Genomic DNA, 15,560 nt, shown 5'->3' on the forward strand with positions numbered 1-15,560 from the left:
ATATTCGGGTTCGCCGAACTCAGACGCTCTCGAGCGTCTCAATCACGCCAGCCCTATTGATGCGACCTTCTCGTAGAGGGAAGTGGATCTGCATTCCAGTTTGCAGTCGCGGTATGCAGGAACTCCATGTCAGCTTGGTCGCGGCCCAATCCAAAGCCTGTGGGGTCGAGGCGCATAGTCTCGATATCGACCACTACACCGTGCGGCCGCTCAAGCTTCAGGACGGGCTGGCGCTGGCCCCGGACGAGCCGGGCGTGGGTGTCACCTTCGACTGGCAGAAACTGCATGAGTTTGAGCAGAAGCGCATTGGCTGAAGCTCTGGCGCGACAGCATCGGCCTGCCCGAGTGCATCATCTAGTGGAGCGAATGGGTTTGCGCGCCGAAGACTCCGCTCGGTGGAGCAATACGCGGTTTCGTCCGATTTGTTTTGCCAGATAAAGCGCGGCATCCGCTTGACGCTGCAATTGCTCCGGGGAAGTGGCCTCTTCGGACGCTTGAACCGCGACCCCGATGCTCAAGGTGACATGGCGTGATACGCGCGATCCTGGGTTGGGCAAACCAGCGTCCTCAACGCCCTTGCGAATTCTCTCCGCCACGGCGACGGCCTCTTCTTCATTCACTGCGGGCAGGAGCACCAGAAACTCTTCGCCGCCGTAGCGGGCCACTTGATCGCGATCTCGCCTGACGTTTTCCTGGATGATGCTGGCGACCTCGACCAGACAGCGGTCGCCCTCGGCATGGCCAAGGTGATCATTCAGCTTCTTGAAGTGGTCAATGTCGCACATCAGCATCGCCGCGCCGTCCAGGCACCGTTTGTCACTGCCCCACAAATGGTCGAGCGTTTCCGTCATCCAGCGCCGGTTGGCGATGCCTGTGAGCGGATCGGTCTTGGCCAGGAGTTCCAGTCGATCGTTGGCTTTCGCCAATTCGGCGACCCTGCGCCTGTCGCGAAGCTCGAACAAGAAAGTCTTCTGCGCCAGAATTGTCATGATGCGGCGCGCCGCGACGGTCGCGAAAATCCCACTGGCGAAAAACAGCGTCGCCGCGACGGCGTTTCCAAAACCGATGGCCGGATTCTGCAGCTGAAAAGCCAGATAGAGACCGAGCGACAAGGCGGCAATGGCCACCGTCCAGGCCAGCGGAATGCCGAAGATGATAATGGCTGTAATGGCCACGAACAGCATGATGTTCAAATGGCGTTCGTAGAATTCGCCACCCGCGCTCACGCCGACCAGGGCAATCGACAACAAGATGAGGAACATGCCTGCGATCAGCGACGCCCCTTGAATCCAGGGCGCTTGCGGTTTTCGCCAGAGCAGGACGACGGCCACGGCGACAGGTGGCAGGATGGCGCCTGGCAATAGCATAGAGTCGGCGACGGCGCCTGGAAGCATGAGCATATTGAGGGCCAAGGTCAGCACGTCTAGCAACGCAACCCAGACCATCCTGGCGCGGATGATCTTAGCCGTCTGCGACCAGATACGGTCCCGAAACAGGCGTTGTATCTCGCCGTTGAGGCGGATGTCGCGCGTGCGGCGCGCCAGAAGGCGGTCCACTTCGCCGGCTAAGGCAGGGTTGTCCTGCACGTCGAGATGCACCAGATCTGACACCATCGATAGGCCTTAACCTCATCCTCCTGGACGTCAATCCGAGCCCTCCGGTCCTCGGCAACGGGCAAACATGGCAAGTTATTCTGAAGATTTGATTTCTAGCAGAAAGTGATCTGCGTATTCGGTTTTAGCCGCGCGACAAGGGTTGAGGTCAGGTCCCTCATTGCAGGCAACTGAGATTTGACTGTAGTGCCAGTCCCCGAGCGGACGCCAATTCGTCCTGTCCTCGCGATAGCAGATTTGACCGACACAAATGTGATCCCGTCGGGCATTCCAGAAGTCTGCTTTCGCAAACGTTGCCAACTATTGTGCGCCCGACGTCCATTCGGGCAGTGGTGCTAGGCTACGGTTGAACTGCTTCCACCACATGGACTCATCTATCTCACAACAGGCGCGAAGCATGCCGTGCGCCTTCTCGAAAGCCTTTGTGGCGAGCGCATCGAACGTCATCTGGGCATCGTACGGAAGCGACACCACCAGTTCCTGACCCGTCTGTGTCCCGCCTTCATCGACCTGTAGATAAAGCCAAACGACGAATTGCGCGCCGTGGCCATTCGCGTCCGCATTGCTAATCTTGATGCGGTCAATGCCCGCTGCAGTGACTTTCATCCGGGGAGCCCTTCATCTTGGATTCGTAGCGAAATCGAGGAAGTCCGTAGCGAACAGAAAGGTTCCGTGAAGGTTCTCCCTATGGTGAAGTAATGATGAAAGAGGTGCGATGGCGGCGAACGGGCTGCGGCCATGCACATGCTGATCGATGCGGTCAGGCTCAACAACGTCAACCCGGAAGCTCGGCCCACCGACGTCTTTGCCGCGTTGCCGACGGTCACTCGATCAACCGGAGCGATGAAGTGCTGCCGTAGAATTGGCCTCATATGCAACGCGGTCTTGATGTGCTCGATCCTCTTAGCGGCCTGCTCTGCGCTGATCGCTGTCACATCGATCGTCAGGCTGTTCGGGTGCTCCGGATCAAGGACAGTGACCATCCGACTGCGGTGGCTCGCGGCTTCCGGATCGATCGATCTGAGGCGGTCACGTCGACTCTGGCGATATCACGCGACGAACTAACTCGGCTTCGGGTGGCGCAGAAACGACCGCATTGGCGTCCAGTTTACTGGCACTCTGCCCAAGCACCCTTCACGCGGCTGAAGTGTCAGCGCAGTGCTCAATAGCGGAGGGGGTCGGCATCACTGGCCGCTAATGATAAATAGTTAAAATCGTAAAGTTAAGCTCAGCTGGTGCTGGACGCTCTCGTGGCTGCGTTGCCCACTCTCGCCGACACGGTTTCAGGCGTCGCCGTGGCCTCCTATTTCGCGGTCCGCAATCCCGAACATGAGATCGCCGCGCGAGGTCTCATCCGTGAGCAAACCGAGCTTCCGGTAACCTGCTCGCATGAACTGTCGTCGAAGCTCGGCGGGCCAAGCCGCGCGCTGGCGGTCCTGTTGGCCAAGGCAGCCAACGAGCGCGCCAAGAGGAAGGCGAAGCAGTGAAAGCCCCGCGACGGTTTTTCGGATCAGTGAACGAAAATAAGTTCCGGAAAATTGATTTTGGTCAAACGCAGGCGGCTGGAAACATGGGATTTTTTCAACCTGCAGTTTCTCGAAATAGGCACCTCCGATGGCCGACAATGTTGAAAAGCTCGTAAGGGAGTGTAATCTCAGCCGAAGTAAGGGCGCGGACTTCCCGACAATTTGGCGGGTCACGTTACGAGGGCATTCGTATGTGTCGGGTCCGCCGGTACAGGACCGTGACGAACGCGGCCCTCTTCTCAGTATCCCTTTGATTACCGGTCGCCATATCTTGTTTGGCGATTCAGGTTTTCGCGCTGATTAGATTCTGGCAAGTAGTCGAAGAGCCGCCCATCGTTGCCGGACATTTCCGAATACAGACGAAGTGCCCTTCTGAGGTTCTAACACCTAGTTCGGTGGAGTAGCCATCCGATGAGGCGCATTGCTGTCCGGCAGCATTGACAAATCCCGGAAGAGGAAACCCGAGCAGGCGGCGAAATATTACGCGTCGCAGCCGCCGGATCAGTATCAGCCAATCTTGAAGCGGTCATCGGTCCTTCTTTCGCTTGCCAATCGCGTGAATGTCTACATCGTTGCCGCGGTTCCTGTCCGGCCAAACCATGAATAATCCTAGTTGCTATTCGCTAGATCTCGCTGGCCCCTGAGCGCGAGGACGAATCCTGATCGTCTGATGCATCCTTCCTCAAACGGCGGTTTGTTGATCGAGATCAACGATTGCCGGGCCGCCAATATGACAATGACAGCCGGTAGGCAGGAGTGATCAGCATGACCTTTCTCGATTACCTGATTTCAGTCGACGCCAGGACTGCCCTGATGAGCCATATGATGCAGAAGCTAGGCGTCGAGAAACAATTAAGATAGGTGCCGGACCATGCGGCCGTCACCAATCGAGCAGTGGATCGATATCGCTCGTGCGGGCGTCAGGACGAATGCTCGACCTGGCTCGACGAAGACCAGCAAGCCGATGATCCGCCAGATTATTGCCGCAACCGCGATCTTATCGCACGGCTGCAACACGCGGCCGGTCAACGTTAGAACTGTTGACCCTCGCCTGGACAGCATCAGGTCAACCGCGTCGGCGATAAAGGCCGCGTCATCGATCCTGATGACCGGGGTTGTCGTGATGGCTTGGGCAATGCATCGCCAACTCCTGGTCGTCGAATGGGCGGTGGGCTTTTTAATTTTACGTCGAATCGTCCGTGGCTTCGATTTACAGATAAGTGGTCGATGCCTCTGCGTATAGCCGCTCCTAATCGGAGGAAGCCCGTCGCTTCTGCTCATTAAGCTGCGACGGACTTTTCTCTTGGGCAAGCGCCGTTATGAAGGGGTGAGAATCAGTCCAATCAATCGGGCAGCATGCCCTCTTCCTTTGCCGCAGCCTCGAACGCGGTGCGCACATCGTCGGGACGACTCACCGGCCAGAGCGGCTAGGTAGGCTTGCACGGCTTTATTCCGGTTGCGACCTCGTTTGGGCCATTCAAGCAGGTTCTCAGCGGCGGCCTGAACGTTGTTGACCTCTAGCGGACGCCCGGCTGGCGGGTCTTCACCGATACCGGTGGCGAGAACCACCGCGTGCCATGGGTGCGCATCATTCAAAGTTGGTTAATTAGTAAATTCTTGGCAATGCGCCAAAAAAGATGAGGCCGGAATCAATCCATCCGGGCGACTCCGACCATCTGGAAGCCTGCCGCGCTTTGAGGGGAACGCCCAGCAGCATGCAGGCTTACGATTTCAAAGATGGCGGCAATATCGCCAAAGGGAAGAGAGACCAGCCACCGGCCAGGATGACTGATCTCTCGTCTTCACTCGCCGAGCGGACCTCGGGGGCGGGGGCTAAATTTAGAAGCTGTAGGACAGCCTCGCGCTTTTTCGCCTTCAACGATGGGTCGCCGTCGAGGCCGACCTCATGAAGCCAGCTTCCCCGCCATTCGCAACAGGCCTGCCTGGCCTCAAGCCCGGGCAAGCCCGCGAAAGCGGTTATCGACCGCTGCGGAGTCTATCGAGGGTTGGAGTCGCAGGACTGCGACCTAAGTAAACCACTATCGAGCAAGCACTCTTCCATTTTCAGCGACGTTCAGCACAATGCAAGGTAACGGCGCGCTGCCGGAGCACCTGTTGGGCGCCCGCCGAAGCGGCCCGACAGTCTGCTGGGCTGGCCAGTCGGTCACAATAAAGAAGGCCGCTCCAGGTGAAATGGCAGATGAAACGGCCTTCTCATGGCACGGCGCTGCTCAATAGGCCTTTTTTGATGCCGCAGCCTTCGCAACATGTCTCCTATGCTTCACCGGGCACTTGTGCTTCTTGGTCGGCTTGCAAACCTTCTTCGTCGCTACGTTCTTCTGGTGTGGCTTCGTGGCCGTGGTTGTGGCCGGCGCGGTCATCGTGGTCGAGGCAGCCGGAGCGGTCGTCTTGGTCGCGGCGGCGTTGCCGAGAACCGGCATCGACAAGGCCAGAGCAACAGCGAGGCTGACGGCGGAGAGGATGGACTTCTTCATGGCTTTTTCTCCTTGCGATGCAGGTCGGTTTTAGGTGTCACTGCATCGGGATCGATCGCCGTCACGCCAAGCAGCTTCAAAGCGTTTGCGAGCGTCCGGATTCCCTGCGCCTCCTTCTTGTTGGCGCAGAACCGGTTTCCCTTTCTTTGCAGCGCCTTCGCCGCGGCGACCTGCGTTGCCGCGCGATGGGTTTCGAGGGCTTCGTCAAGTTGTCGGCTGAGATTAGAGCAGCGCTCGGCCCGAGTTGTCGCAACCTTTGTGCCGCCGGCTTTAACCGGCCCGGTGACGAGAGAAATGCCGAGCAACGCGCCCATCAAGCTGATCGAGAACCTTTGCATCGCTTGTCGCCAATCCGAACAAGTGCTGCAGCGCAGCCGCCGATGATGACCCTCTCCAGGAAATCATACGCTTGAACTGTTTCTGGTGTTTTTCTGGATTATTTCTGAATTGTGTCTGAGCCTGCGAGTAAGCTTCGCCCCTCCAACGATCTGCTATTGAGGTATGCTGGTCGCCGAGCTTACCTGGCGAAAGCTGTTCGATCTCGACGCCATCGTCGCTGTAGCGAATGCGGATTTCGTCGAGGCTGTAGAGCCAAGCGGAGAGCTCTGCCGCCCATGCGCGGTACCGCTCAATATTGGAGCGGTCCTCAATGCTTCGGCAACAAAATCACGGTCATGGACCGTTCTAAACTTTGCGAGCGCCGATGCGATGTCGTCGGCGCTGCCAGATTCCCAAATCGTCAGCAATCTCGCCTTGACGGCCTTTAGTAAGGAACCCTTGCATTGGAAGGGTCCGGTCTTGCGGGCGGCGAGCAGCTTTTCGCCGCGGGCTGCCCACCCTTTTACGTCTACAGTACGGCGAACATTGAAAGTCAGTTTGCCAAGGGCACCGGGCTGGCCGGCGATCTGCTGGCTAAGCGGTTCGTATATACGCGAGATTTAGACCGTGGATACGGCGGAGGCGAGCCGGGCACCAATACGCACCGCCTTACCGTACAGCTCCCCAACCAGATCGTACGTATGTTCGTGGCCCCAAGCTGGACGGGCACGATCGGACTCTTGGTCAAGTCGTTGGTCATCGCGGTGAGCAGCGCTGACCTGCCATAACCTGGGCCGCCACGACCACGACATGCTGTAGCTCGTCACTCGGGAATGTTCGCAGGTCAAGGGTTGCCTGATTCAGCCGATGCTGCCAGCGCGGCGTGTCGGAGACTCCCTTCCCACTCCCGGTCCTTGGCAGAACCGTCATATTACGGCGCCAAGAAGCTGGCTCATTCGCGCCCAGTCGGTCAATTAGTCCGGCCGGTAACGCGCCGCGGGCTTCGGCAGAGATATCGCCGCGCGGTCCAATTGCAGCGCCAGGTTGTTTGTTTATTCCCCTCACTTCCTGCACGGTCGCGCTTCTAGGGAAGCATCTTACGCCTGCTGTGCAGGTCGGTGTTGTGAACCCTCGCTAATCGAAGGCCTAACCATAGTGTTCATCAGCGTCGAAAACCTCAACGCCTCTATCTGCGTGAGGCCAAGAAAGACACAGCCGTCGAACTCAGCCACGTTGTTTCGCACAGCATCCCAAACCAGCCATTCTCCAGTGAGGTCGCACAGCGGTTCGTAAGGGCCCCCGCCCAACGGGATAACGTTCCCGATCCTAACCTCCTTGACGCGCCGCCGACGCCTCCTCGATCCACAGAGTAGGCGTCTCGCCATGCAGTGGCATCACCCATTTGAGTTACGTTGACATTCCCGTTTGGGGTATGAGGGTGTCTCTGTCTGAGGTTTTGCTAAAGTAGAGCGATCGTTCTGGGGAGGTGGGACTGATCCATGCCCATTGCAGACGAATCATTGCCAATCGACATACAACGAGCGCCCGAAGGGCTCTATTCAGTCGTAGCCGCCTCGGAAACCTGGGCGCTGGTGCTCCACCCGATGGATGCTGTTTCTATCCTGCCGACCAGGCCCCGTGCCTTAATTCATCTGCCTGTCTCTCCTACGATGCGCGAGGTGCGGGTTAAAAACGGTGGTGCGTTTCGGCACTCGTTACAGCGACCGACCATGCCTATGTCTACGTCCTCGAAGGTTCGGTCGAGATCGGGCCCGCCGGTGACCTTTTGGAAGCCAGCCAGCTTGGCTGGTTGACGCGATCGGAGGAGCCGGGATCGTCGGAACTTACCATGACGGCGCGGGGCAATGCCGGCCGCGTTCTGCTTTTCGCCGGCCAGCCTTTGCGGGAGCCGATCGCATTTGGAGCCCTTCGTCGCGCAGGCGGAAATCAAGCAAGCGTTCGCCGACTACAGGGCCGGCCTCTTCTAAACACCCAGTCGACTTGGCGGCTTTCCGGCGGAACGGACCTTCACAGGAGCCGCGTGTCGACAGTCGTCGTGACGGCCATCGCGGCTGGAACAGGGGGATTTTCTGCGATTGCGCAGCGGGCGGCCTGTTCCTGTTTGGTTGAAGGCGATCATCATGCGTCCGATACGGACGTGCTTAAGACGATGCCTTCTTAACATCGTTGCTCGACGGGTTTGCCAAGGATGGCGCTTGTGACAATGTCAATGAGATGATCGGCCCGTGGCGCGAATGAAGGTAAGTCGACGAGCCACCCAAGCGCCAACATCAGGCCAAATAGATCGTCCCCATTCATATCCGCGCGCGCCCTGCCTTCTCCCTGAGCACGGGCCAGCAATCGCGCACTCGCTGAATGCACCGCAGCGCATGAAGCATACAGGGCGGAATCTGGGTTCGTATGTGCGGCCGCCATCATTGCGACAACTCCCTTCTGGGCTCGGGCGAATGCTATCCATTCGCGAAACCAAGACAGGATTGCTTCGTCAGGCCGGGTCGACGTTTCGAGCTCGTCTGCCTTCTGCGTCAGTGCGTCCAGCTTCGAACACACCAACGCTTCAAACAAGGCTTCCCGCGTTGGGAAATGACGAAGCAGCGTGGCCGGCCCGACGCCGGCGCGGCGAGCGATATCGCGCATGGACGCGTTGACACCGTGCTCTGCGACGACGTCGCGCGCGACCGTGAGAATATGGTCGTAATTTTTCCTAGCGTCGGCTCGCATATTTCGCCTCATAAGAGGATTGGTAATCCATATAAGTGGATCAGTGGTCCAATAAATATAGTGCTTGTTTGCAAATGGCAACAGATGCGCTGTTCAACAGCGTGGAAGTGGAAGCCATCGGAAGCACGAACATGGGCATAATCAGCGTCTTCCGCGCGCGACGCGACTGCAGCGGCCGGCGGCCCCCGCGGCAGCCGGTCACATCATCAAGGAGCAATAGCATGCACCGGCCACGAGGTGACCGGCCTAGTCCGGTCGGACAAGTCCGCGGACGCGGTGTCCGCGCCCGGCGGGAGGATCCGCCGCGGAGATCTTGCCGACCTCGAAGCGCTCAAGGCGGCGGCCGCGGAATCGGACGGCGTTCATCTCGGTTACAGGGCTGAACTGCTTAGGTCCGGCGGGATCGTCGCGCTGCGCGATTCGGAACTGTCGATCGTCCTCGCGTTCGGTGAAGCGCTGGCGGCACTGGAAAGCCGCTGGTCGTGGCGGGTAGCATCGCGCCTACGAACGCCGGCCGCGCGGGCCGCATTGGCGCACCGGTCATCCTGGGCCGGCCGGCGACCGAGGATGATCCTGCCCTTCCCAGCGGTCCCATGGACGAAGGCACTCTGGTGTCTCGCAACGTCGTGGAGAGCACCGTCGTCGGACTCGCTGAGCGGGGCGTGGGCTCCCCAGTCGTGCGCATTCCCCCCATCGTGCACAGTTCGACCGGTCGCCTGCAGATGATCGGGCTCGCGAAGCAGAAGGGCTCCGTCGGTTATCCGGTGAGGGAAAAAATGCACCCCATCAAGCGGCTGGACGAGAGCCTCGATGCCTTTGCCAGGCGCCCCTTCAAGAGCCGTTTCCTTACTGCCCTTGATGGCCGAGATCGACGAGGCTGAGAAGGCATGGCCGCACAGCTCTTCGCCGATCGCCTTGACCTTGCGGGTCGACACACCCTGCACATACATCTCGGCCAGCGTCGCCACCAAGGCCGGCTCGGAACGCTGGTAGCGCTCAAACAACTCGGTGGAGAAGCGCCCGGCACGGTCCTGCGGAACCCGCAGTTCGAGTTTGCCGACGCGCGTGGATCCCCCTATGTTTTGACCCATTGTGTTGCGCGACGGACCGGCGTCCGGCCCCCAGTGCTTTCACAATGGAGATCAATGGTTTGTTGCCTGGCTGCCATTGTGGCAAACCAAGTTCGCAGGGTCAGAGGGAGACCGATAGTCCCCCGTCGACCGCTAAAACATGTCCGTTGACGTAGGCGGCAGCGTCGGATGCGAGAAACACCACGGCTCCGCTGAGTTCCTCAGGTTGAGCCCAGCGGCCAGCAGGGGTTCGCGCCTCGACCCATTTGGCAAAGGCCTCGTCGTCGATGAGCGCGGTGTTGAGCTCGGTGGCGAAATAGCCGGGGGCGATCGCGTTGATGGTGATGCCGTGCCGGCCCATCTCGGCGGCAGTCGAGCGTGTCAGTCCATGCAACCCAGCCTTCGCCGCCACATAGGCGTGAATGGTGGGGCGGCCAAGGATCGCTGCAACGGATCCAGTGTTTATGATGCGCCCGAATTTGTTCGGCAGCATCAGACGCACCGCCTCGCGTATCATTCGGAAACAGGCCGAAAGATTGACTGCAATCACGCGGTCGAAGTCCTCGTCCTTCCATTCGACCAACGGGCTGCGATGCTGGATGCCGGCGTTGTTGACCAGGATATCGAGGCGGCCGTGGCGTTCGACAATCCCCTCAAGCGCCGCCCTTGAGGTCGCCGCGTCCGCGACATCGAACGGCAGGGCTTCGGCCCCGATTTTTTCCGCCGCCGCGGAGAGGGTGTCGATGTTGCGCGCGTTGACAATTACCGTTGCGCCGTTTTCCGCAAGCGCCTTGGCCATGGCAAAGCCGAGGCCACGTGAAGCACCCGTCACCAGTGCGACCCGGCCCGTGAGCGAGAACATTTCCGACATTGAAATCCCTGGAGCGCGATAAGACGACAATGCTGCAGTCTAATCGCATCTCGCTCCAAGGAAAGGGCGGGAGTTTCCTCCCGCCCAAGCACTATTTGGCGACGCAGGTATCGGCCGTCTGCGGCGTGCAGACGTCGAGGCCTGTGTAGGTCGGGTCAGCCGGGGGCGCCTTGCCGTCCTTCATATCCTTCAGTGCCATCATCGTCTTGTAGCCCATTTCGAACGGCCGTTGGCCGACCTGGCCAAGCGAGAGCCCTTCCTTCATCTGGTCGATCTGCACGGGAAGTGTGTCGGCGACGACAAGGGCCAGCGCTTTCGAGGCAATCTTGTCCTTGTACGGTGCGACCGCGGCGCGGTTGGCATCAGGAATGAACTGCGGGAAGCCACCCGTTGGAATGAATGCATCAAGGTTCGGATTTTTCGCCATGATGTCCTCAAACTGCTGCACCGAAAGCGGGAAGTCATCGTTGGTGTAGAGCGGACAGCCTTCGATTTCGGTCCAGCCATTCTGGCCCGTCAACCGGTCCCCGGGCGAGGCCGCCGATTTGGTGCCCGAAAGCGTATCGCGAATGCCCTGCATGCGTTCATTGTGGTTGGCCGCCGCCGCACCGCCCGACTGGATGCAGATCGTGCCGCCTTTAGGCTTGACCTGCATCGCAAGCTTGGCAAGGTTCACGCCGATCTCATAATTGTGGGTGCCGATGTAAGCGACGCGAAGGTCCTTGTTCTCGGGCAGCAGGTCGGAATCCCAGGTGAGGACCGGGATGCCGGCTTCCTTGGCGGCCTGCAGCGCAACCGCCATCGCCGCGGCGTTCGATGGTGACACGGCAATGCCGTCTACCTTCTTGGCCACGAGATCCTGCACGATCTGCACTTGCTCGTCGCCGCCGCCATGCTCGCCGGGGCCGATATACATGCATTCCAAGGCGCCCTTCGATTCGGCTTCGGCCTTCTTGCAGCCGTCACGTGCCTGGTCGAAGAAAGGATTGTTCATGTTCTTCGGTACCAGGGCGAAGGTATATTTCGCCTGGGCGCCGGAAACGGCGATCATCATCGCGCCAAGCGCCACGGCCGCCATCAGCAGTTTTCTTTTCATTTTGACGTTCTCCTCCTAGGTGGAATGCCCCGCAGGCCTCCCGCCGGCGGGGTTTTCTAGCGGCTTTTTTTGGGCATCAAGACTGCCAGCCAAGCGGCGAGAATCGATTTGCCGCCGGTCTGCATGCCCAAAAGAACCGCGAGAACGATGAAGGCGCCGACGAAGGCGCCTTGCCAATTTGAATCGATGCCGGCCATCAGCAGCGCATTCCGGATGACCTCGAGGAACGCCGAACCGATGATCGCGCCGAAGGCCGTGCCGGCTCCGCCCATAAGGCTGGCTCCTCCGATGACCGTCGCGGCGATCACGCGCAGCTCGTAGCCTTGGCCCATGGCATTAATGGCCGAGCCGTTGTAGCCGAGGAGCAAGAGTGAGGCGACCGAAGCGGTGAACGCCGAGAAAACATAGGCCTCGAATTTAATCCAGTCGACCGGGACGCCGGTGAGCCGTGCCGCCTCCTCATTGCCGCCGATAGCGAAGAGATGGCGGGCCCAGGCCGTGAAATTGAAGACGAAACCGACGATCAGGGCCAGGATCACCATGGTCCAGAACTGTGATGATAGTTCTGGTATCCAGTGCGGTGCCCAACCCTGTGGCCCATGCAACGGCCATTTCGCCTGACCGATGGCCTTTACGATCGGAGCATCGGGCCCGAATTGGTAGAGCATCTGGTTGGCGGAGAATACGACCGCTAGCGAACGCGCCGCGGACAGCATGCCGAGGGTGACCACAAAAGACGGCATTCCGATATAGGCGACGAAGAACCCGTTGACCGCGCCGCACGCCATACCACAGAAAAGGCCGGCGCAGAATGCGATGTACCAGGGATAGTGCCAGGTCAGGAACAGGCCGGCGACGATGACAACCAGGCCCATGATCGAGCCGACCGACAGATCGATGCCGCCGGTGATGATCACCACCGTCATGCCGAGCGCCATGATGCCGAAAGGTGCGAAGTTGCGCGTGACGTTGGCGGCGTTTTCGGAGGTGCCGAAGCTCGGCTCCATGGTCGTCATTAAGGTGACGAGGGCAATGAGCGCGATCGTCACCCAGAACGGCTGACTTGAAAATACATGTTGAAGCGCCGTCTTTTCCTTGGTCGGGACGAAGTCCGACATGGCCGATCGACCGGTTTCCGGGGCCGACTCCCTGGCACTAACCGATTCCTGAGCACTATTCGCCACGGATGGCCCCCGTTATCAGTCCGGTGATTTCCTCGGGCGACGTATTGTCGACATCCTTGTCGGCAACCTTCGAACCTCGCCTGAGCACAATGATACGATTTGCAACGGCGAAAACGTCAGGCATGCGGTGGCTGATCAACATTACGCCGACACCTTGCGCTTTGAGGCGCCGGATCAATTCGAGCACCTCTGCCACCTGGCGTACCGAGATGGCGGCCGTCGGCTCGTCCATCAACACCAGCTTGGCGTTTGAAAGCCGGGTCCGCGCGATGGCTACCGCCTGGCGCTGCCCACCCGACATCTTCCTGACGAGGTCGCGCGGCCGGGTTTCCGATTTGAGTTCCCTGAACAGCGCTGCAGAGCGGTCGATCATCGCCTGCTTGTCGAGCACTCTGATCGGCCAGAAGCCCTTCTTCATCTCGCGGCCAAGGAAGACATTTTGCGCGGCCGTCAGATTATCCGCGAGCGCCAGGTCCTGATAGACGACTTCAATTCCCTTGGCACGGGCCTGAACGGGTTTATGGAAGTGACAAACCTCGCCGTCCACGACAATTTCGCCGTCGTTCGGCGGAAAATTCCCGGCCACCGTCTTGACTATCGTCGACTTGCCGGCGCCGTTGTCCCCCATCAGACCCACGACTTCACCCCGCTCCACCTTGAAGCTGACGTCGGTCAGGGCCTGGATCGCCCCAAAGTTCTTGGAAACGTGACGAACCTCAAGCACCGGCATTGCGGTCCTCCCCGGACAACATTTGCCAATTTTGTTCCGGTGTTACGCAAGGCAGCTAATCAGCGAAACGCACTCAACACAATCATTATTAGATTGGCCTTATGAGATGGCAATCTTCCTCTGCAACGGCAGGTGAGAAGCGGCTAGGCCGCCACATCAATTGCCGCCAAGGAGTAGGGGGGTCCTCATGGAAGAGAAGCGTGAACTGAAATCCGCTGATATTGTAGCGCCCTGGAAACTGGGAGAGAAAGCGCTGGTCCCGGTCGTGATCGTCGGTGGTCGACGCATGGTGAGCTGCCAAGCCAACATAGGAGCTTTCAAGGACAATGATATCAAACTAACAGGAGCCCACGGCATTTCGACCGTGATGAGGTCTGGTAGTTGATTAGCAGCTAACCCTGAATCCGCCCCTAAACCGGACGGTCTGAAATCGGCCCACTGCGGCTAGTCTACTCATCCCCTATCTTTCCTCCACAATCCGCAAATAAGCCGCCGTCACGAACAGCACGATCAGCCCGAACAATATCCGTCTCGCCCGCTCAGGCATCTGCAGGATCGTCAAGAGGGTCGTCAGCATGGTGGGGCAACCGTTCGGAGTTTCAGGCAACCCCAGAGTAAATGAACGAAAGTTCCGTTCGTTCGAACGATGACATGTAAGGAAATCGGCAGATAGCCTCCATGCTCTGGCCGGTGCTTCGGCGTCGCCGAGGATGCTTCACTGATCTTTTTGCTGCGGCATCCAGCGCTCGGGCGTTTAGGAAGTGGAGAAGACACTAGCGGTGAGGGCCGCGATCGGTGAGGTTCAGCGATGAATCATGCGCAGAGCACCAGGTCGAAATGTCTCCGCTATGACTTCACCTTTATCAAACGACAGCCTTTGATTTTAGCTCACGGGATCCGCAGCAGGGCGCGTAACGCCATGCTCTCCCTCGTTCCATTATGCCTCGGCCTGCTGCTGGCATTTCCGGCAAATAGTCAGTCGGTGGTGGTTTCGGAACAGACCGGTGTCGAGAAAGAACCGAGCAACGCGCCAGCGCTCGGCGAGCATGAAGAGGCTTTACGCCGCGAATTGGCAGCGGCACGAGCGGAACTGGCCAAGCAAGCGCAGGCCTTAAAAGAGCAGCAGCAAACAGACAAAGCGCTCGCGCTCGATCTGGAGACGGCGCAGCGCGCCATTGAAAACTTCAGGGCCGAAGCCAGTCTCTGGGACAACGAGAATGCCGCCAAGCTTGCGGCGCACCCTTCCGAAGAAGCCTCCCAGGCTGCTGCGAAGCAAGCGCTTGATGACGAGCGGAACAAGCTCGAGCGCTTGGAGCAAGAACGCAACACGGCTCGCCAAACGATCGATACTCTCCGGACAGCCGCAAATCTGACCGCGGTCGAGCAGGCCAACGCCATAAAGGGCCGAGAGGCAGCCGAGGTCGCTCTAAAGCAAGCTGGACAAGCACTCGAGCTTGGGCGCCAACGAGCAGATTCAGCTGTCCGTGACCTCGAAGTCGTTCGCAAGGAATGCGACGCTTCAAAGCAGGTGTCGGCAGAGTTGAGTGCGGAGTTGGAAGAAGAACGTGAAAGAGCGATCGGTCTGGCCCGCAGCCTCAGCGCCGCGCGTGACGCAATCGACAAGGTCAAGGCCAGGGATCGGGCTGCGGGTATGGAGGGCGGGCGGATAACACGCAACCCGGCAGGTGCAGTTTCAAGCAAGTTATCGACTTCAGGCGTCCAGCCAGCCCACAAACCTGACTTGCGGAGAAAACAGAAGGTGACGGTCCGAAGGCCACCGCAATCTTCAGCGCTGGCAACCATCGCTCTTCCCGCGGTATTGCTGCCGACGCGGGCACCGAAGAAACGTGACCCGCGCCCGTGAAGACGAGAGCGAGCGAAGTTTATGCGAGGGGGAACATGACAATGAAACAGC

14 protein-coding genes and 3 pseudogenes are annotated in these 15,560 nt (G+C 59.3%); 6 read left to right on the forward strand and 11 right to left on the reverse strand.

All coding sequences use genetic code 11. The features are described 5' to 3' along the window. Window positions 1-113: 113 nt before the first annotated feature. Window positions 114-314 carry a hypothetical protein gene (locus tag YU3_RS0119510; RefSeq protein WP_027167844.1) on the forward strand — a complete coding sequence of 67 codons (201 nt, stop codon included), beginning with the start codon at window positions 114-116 and terminating at the stop codon, window positions 312-314. Between the two features lie 36 nt (window positions 315-350). On the opposite strand, the gene YU3_RS0119515 is transcribed toward YU3_RS0119510, so the two are convergent. Both YU3_RS0119515 and YU3_RS0119520 read right to left on the reverse strand, forming a co-directional pair. Beyond that, on the reverse strand, window positions 351-1,613 hold the full coding sequence (locus YU3_RS0119515) for a diguanylate cyclase (protein WP_051333994.1): 1,263 nt from the start codon (window positions 1,611-1,613) through the stop codon (window positions 351-353). Between the two features lie 300 nt (window positions 1,614-1,913). Beyond that, complete coding sequence (locus YU3_RS0119520; protein WP_027167846.1) at window positions 1,914-2,219, reverse strand: hypothetical protein; 306 nt, start codon at window positions 2,217-2,219, stop codon at window positions 1,914-1,916. Between the two features lie 620 nt (window positions 2,220-2,839). Here YU3_RS0119520 and YU3_RS0119530 point away from each other — a divergent pair. Both YU3_RS0119530 and YU3_RS41695 read left to right on the forward strand, forming a co-directional pair. Continuing rightward, window positions 2,840-3,055 (forward strand): annotated as a pseudogene (locus YU3_RS0119530) (hydantoinase/oxoprolinase family protein); the annotation flags it as partial. Between the two features lie 978 nt (window positions 3,056-4,033). Next, window positions 4,034-4,174 carry a DUF6455 family protein gene (locus tag YU3_RS41695; RefSeq protein WP_245273563.1) on the forward strand — a complete coding sequence of 47 codons (141 nt, stop codon included), beginning with the start codon at window positions 4,034-4,036 and terminating at the stop codon, window positions 4,172-4,174. Window positions 4,175-5,370: 1,196 nt separating this feature from the next. On the opposite strand, the gene YU3_RS0119550 is transcribed toward YU3_RS41695, so the two are convergent. Next, window positions 5,371-5,634, reverse strand: a complete 264-nt coding sequence (locus YU3_RS0119550) for a hypothetical protein (protein ID WP_027167851.1) — start codon at window positions 5,632-5,634, stop codon at window positions 5,371-5,373. Continuing rightward, window positions 5,631-5,972, reverse strand: a complete 342-nt coding sequence (locus YU3_RS36805) for a hypothetical protein (RefSeq protein WP_051333995.1) — start codon at window positions 5,970-5,972, stop codon at window positions 5,631-5,633. Before YU3_RS36805 ends, YU3_RS0119550 begins: the two co-directional genes overlap by 4 nt. 444 nt (window positions 5,973-6,416) lie before the next feature. Between YU3_RS36805 and YU3_RS0119560 the strand changes: the two genes are divergently transcribed. Continuing rightward, window positions 6,417-6,740: a hypothetical protein gene (locus YU3_RS0119560; RefSeq protein ID WP_027167852.1), complete on the forward strand. Its 324-nt coding sequence runs from the start codon at window positions 6,417-6,419 to the stop codon at window positions 6,738-6,740. A gap of 1,390 nt (window positions 6,741-8,130) precedes the next feature. Here YU3_RS0119560 and YU3_RS0119570 read toward each other — a convergent pair. From YU3_RS0119570 to YU3_RS0119600, 6 genes and pseudogenes are all read right to left on the reverse strand, one after another. Beyond that, window positions 8,131-8,694 (reverse strand): TetR/AcrR family transcriptional regulator, encoded by a 564-nt coding sequence (locus YU3_RS0119570; protein ID WP_027167853.1) that lies wholly within the window; start codon window positions 8,692-8,694, stop codon window positions 8,131-8,133. 857 nt (window positions 8,695-9,551) lie between these two features. Further along, window positions 9,552-9,761, reverse strand: a pseudogene (locus YU3_RS36815) (transposase); the annotation flags it as partial. A 124-nt stretch (window positions 9,762-9,885) separates the two neighbouring features. Further along, the gene (locus tag YU3_RS0119585; protein ID WP_027167854.1) at window positions 9,886-10,635 is read right to left on the reverse strand and encodes a glucose 1-dehydrogenase; all 750 of its coding nucleotides are present in this window, start codon (window positions 10,633-10,635) and stop codon (window positions 9,886-9,888) included. Between the two features lie 91 nt (window positions 10,636-10,726). Continuing rightward, entirely contained in the window at window positions 10,727-11,731 is a 1,005-nt protein-coding gene (locus YU3_RS0119590; protein WP_027167855.1) for a sugar-binding protein, read from the reverse strand. 56 nt (window positions 11,732-11,787) lie between these two features. After that, window positions 11,788-12,849 carry an ABC transporter permease gene (locus YU3_RS0119595; protein ID WP_036258936.1) on the reverse strand — a complete coding sequence of 354 codons (1,062 nt, stop codon included), beginning with the start codon at window positions 12,847-12,849 and terminating at the stop codon, window positions 11,788-11,790. A gap of 55 nt (window positions 12,850-12,904) precedes the next feature. Next, window positions 12,905-13,645 carry an ATP-binding cassette domain-containing protein gene (locus YU3_RS0119600; protein ID WP_027167857.1) on the reverse strand — a complete coding sequence of 247 codons (741 nt, stop codon included), beginning with the start codon at window positions 13,643-13,645 and terminating at the stop codon, window positions 12,905-12,907. 187 nt (window positions 13,646-13,832) lie between these two features. On the opposite strand from YU3_RS0119600, the gene YU3_RS36820 reads away from it, so the two are divergent. Further along, window positions 13,833-14,030 carry a hypothetical protein gene (locus YU3_RS36820; RefSeq protein WP_036258939.1) on the forward strand — a complete coding sequence of 66 codons (198 nt, stop codon included), beginning with the start codon at window positions 13,833-13,835 and terminating at the stop codon, window positions 14,028-14,030. Between the two features lie 75 nt (window positions 14,031-14,105). On the opposite strand, the pseudogene YU3_RS41525 reads toward YU3_RS36820, so the two are convergent. Continuing rightward, window positions 14,106-14,225: pseudogene (locus tag YU3_RS41525) on the reverse strand (ABC transporter permease); the annotation flags it as partial. Window positions 14,226-14,453: 228 nt separating this feature from the next. Between YU3_RS41525 and YU3_RS0119610 the strand changes: the two are divergent. Beyond that, complete coding sequence (locus tag YU3_RS0119610) at window positions 14,454-15,509, forward strand: hypothetical protein (RefSeq protein ID WP_027167858.1); 1,056 nt, start codon at window positions 14,454-14,456, stop codon at window positions 15,507-15,509. Window positions 15,510-15,560: the final 51 nt, after the last annotated feature.

The organism is Mesorhizobium sp. WSM3224 (genome assembly GCF_000427725.1).
In the GTDB taxonomy this organism is placed as follows: Bacteria; Pseudomonadota; Alphaproteobacteria; order Rhizobiales; family Rhizobiaceae; genus Mesorhizobium.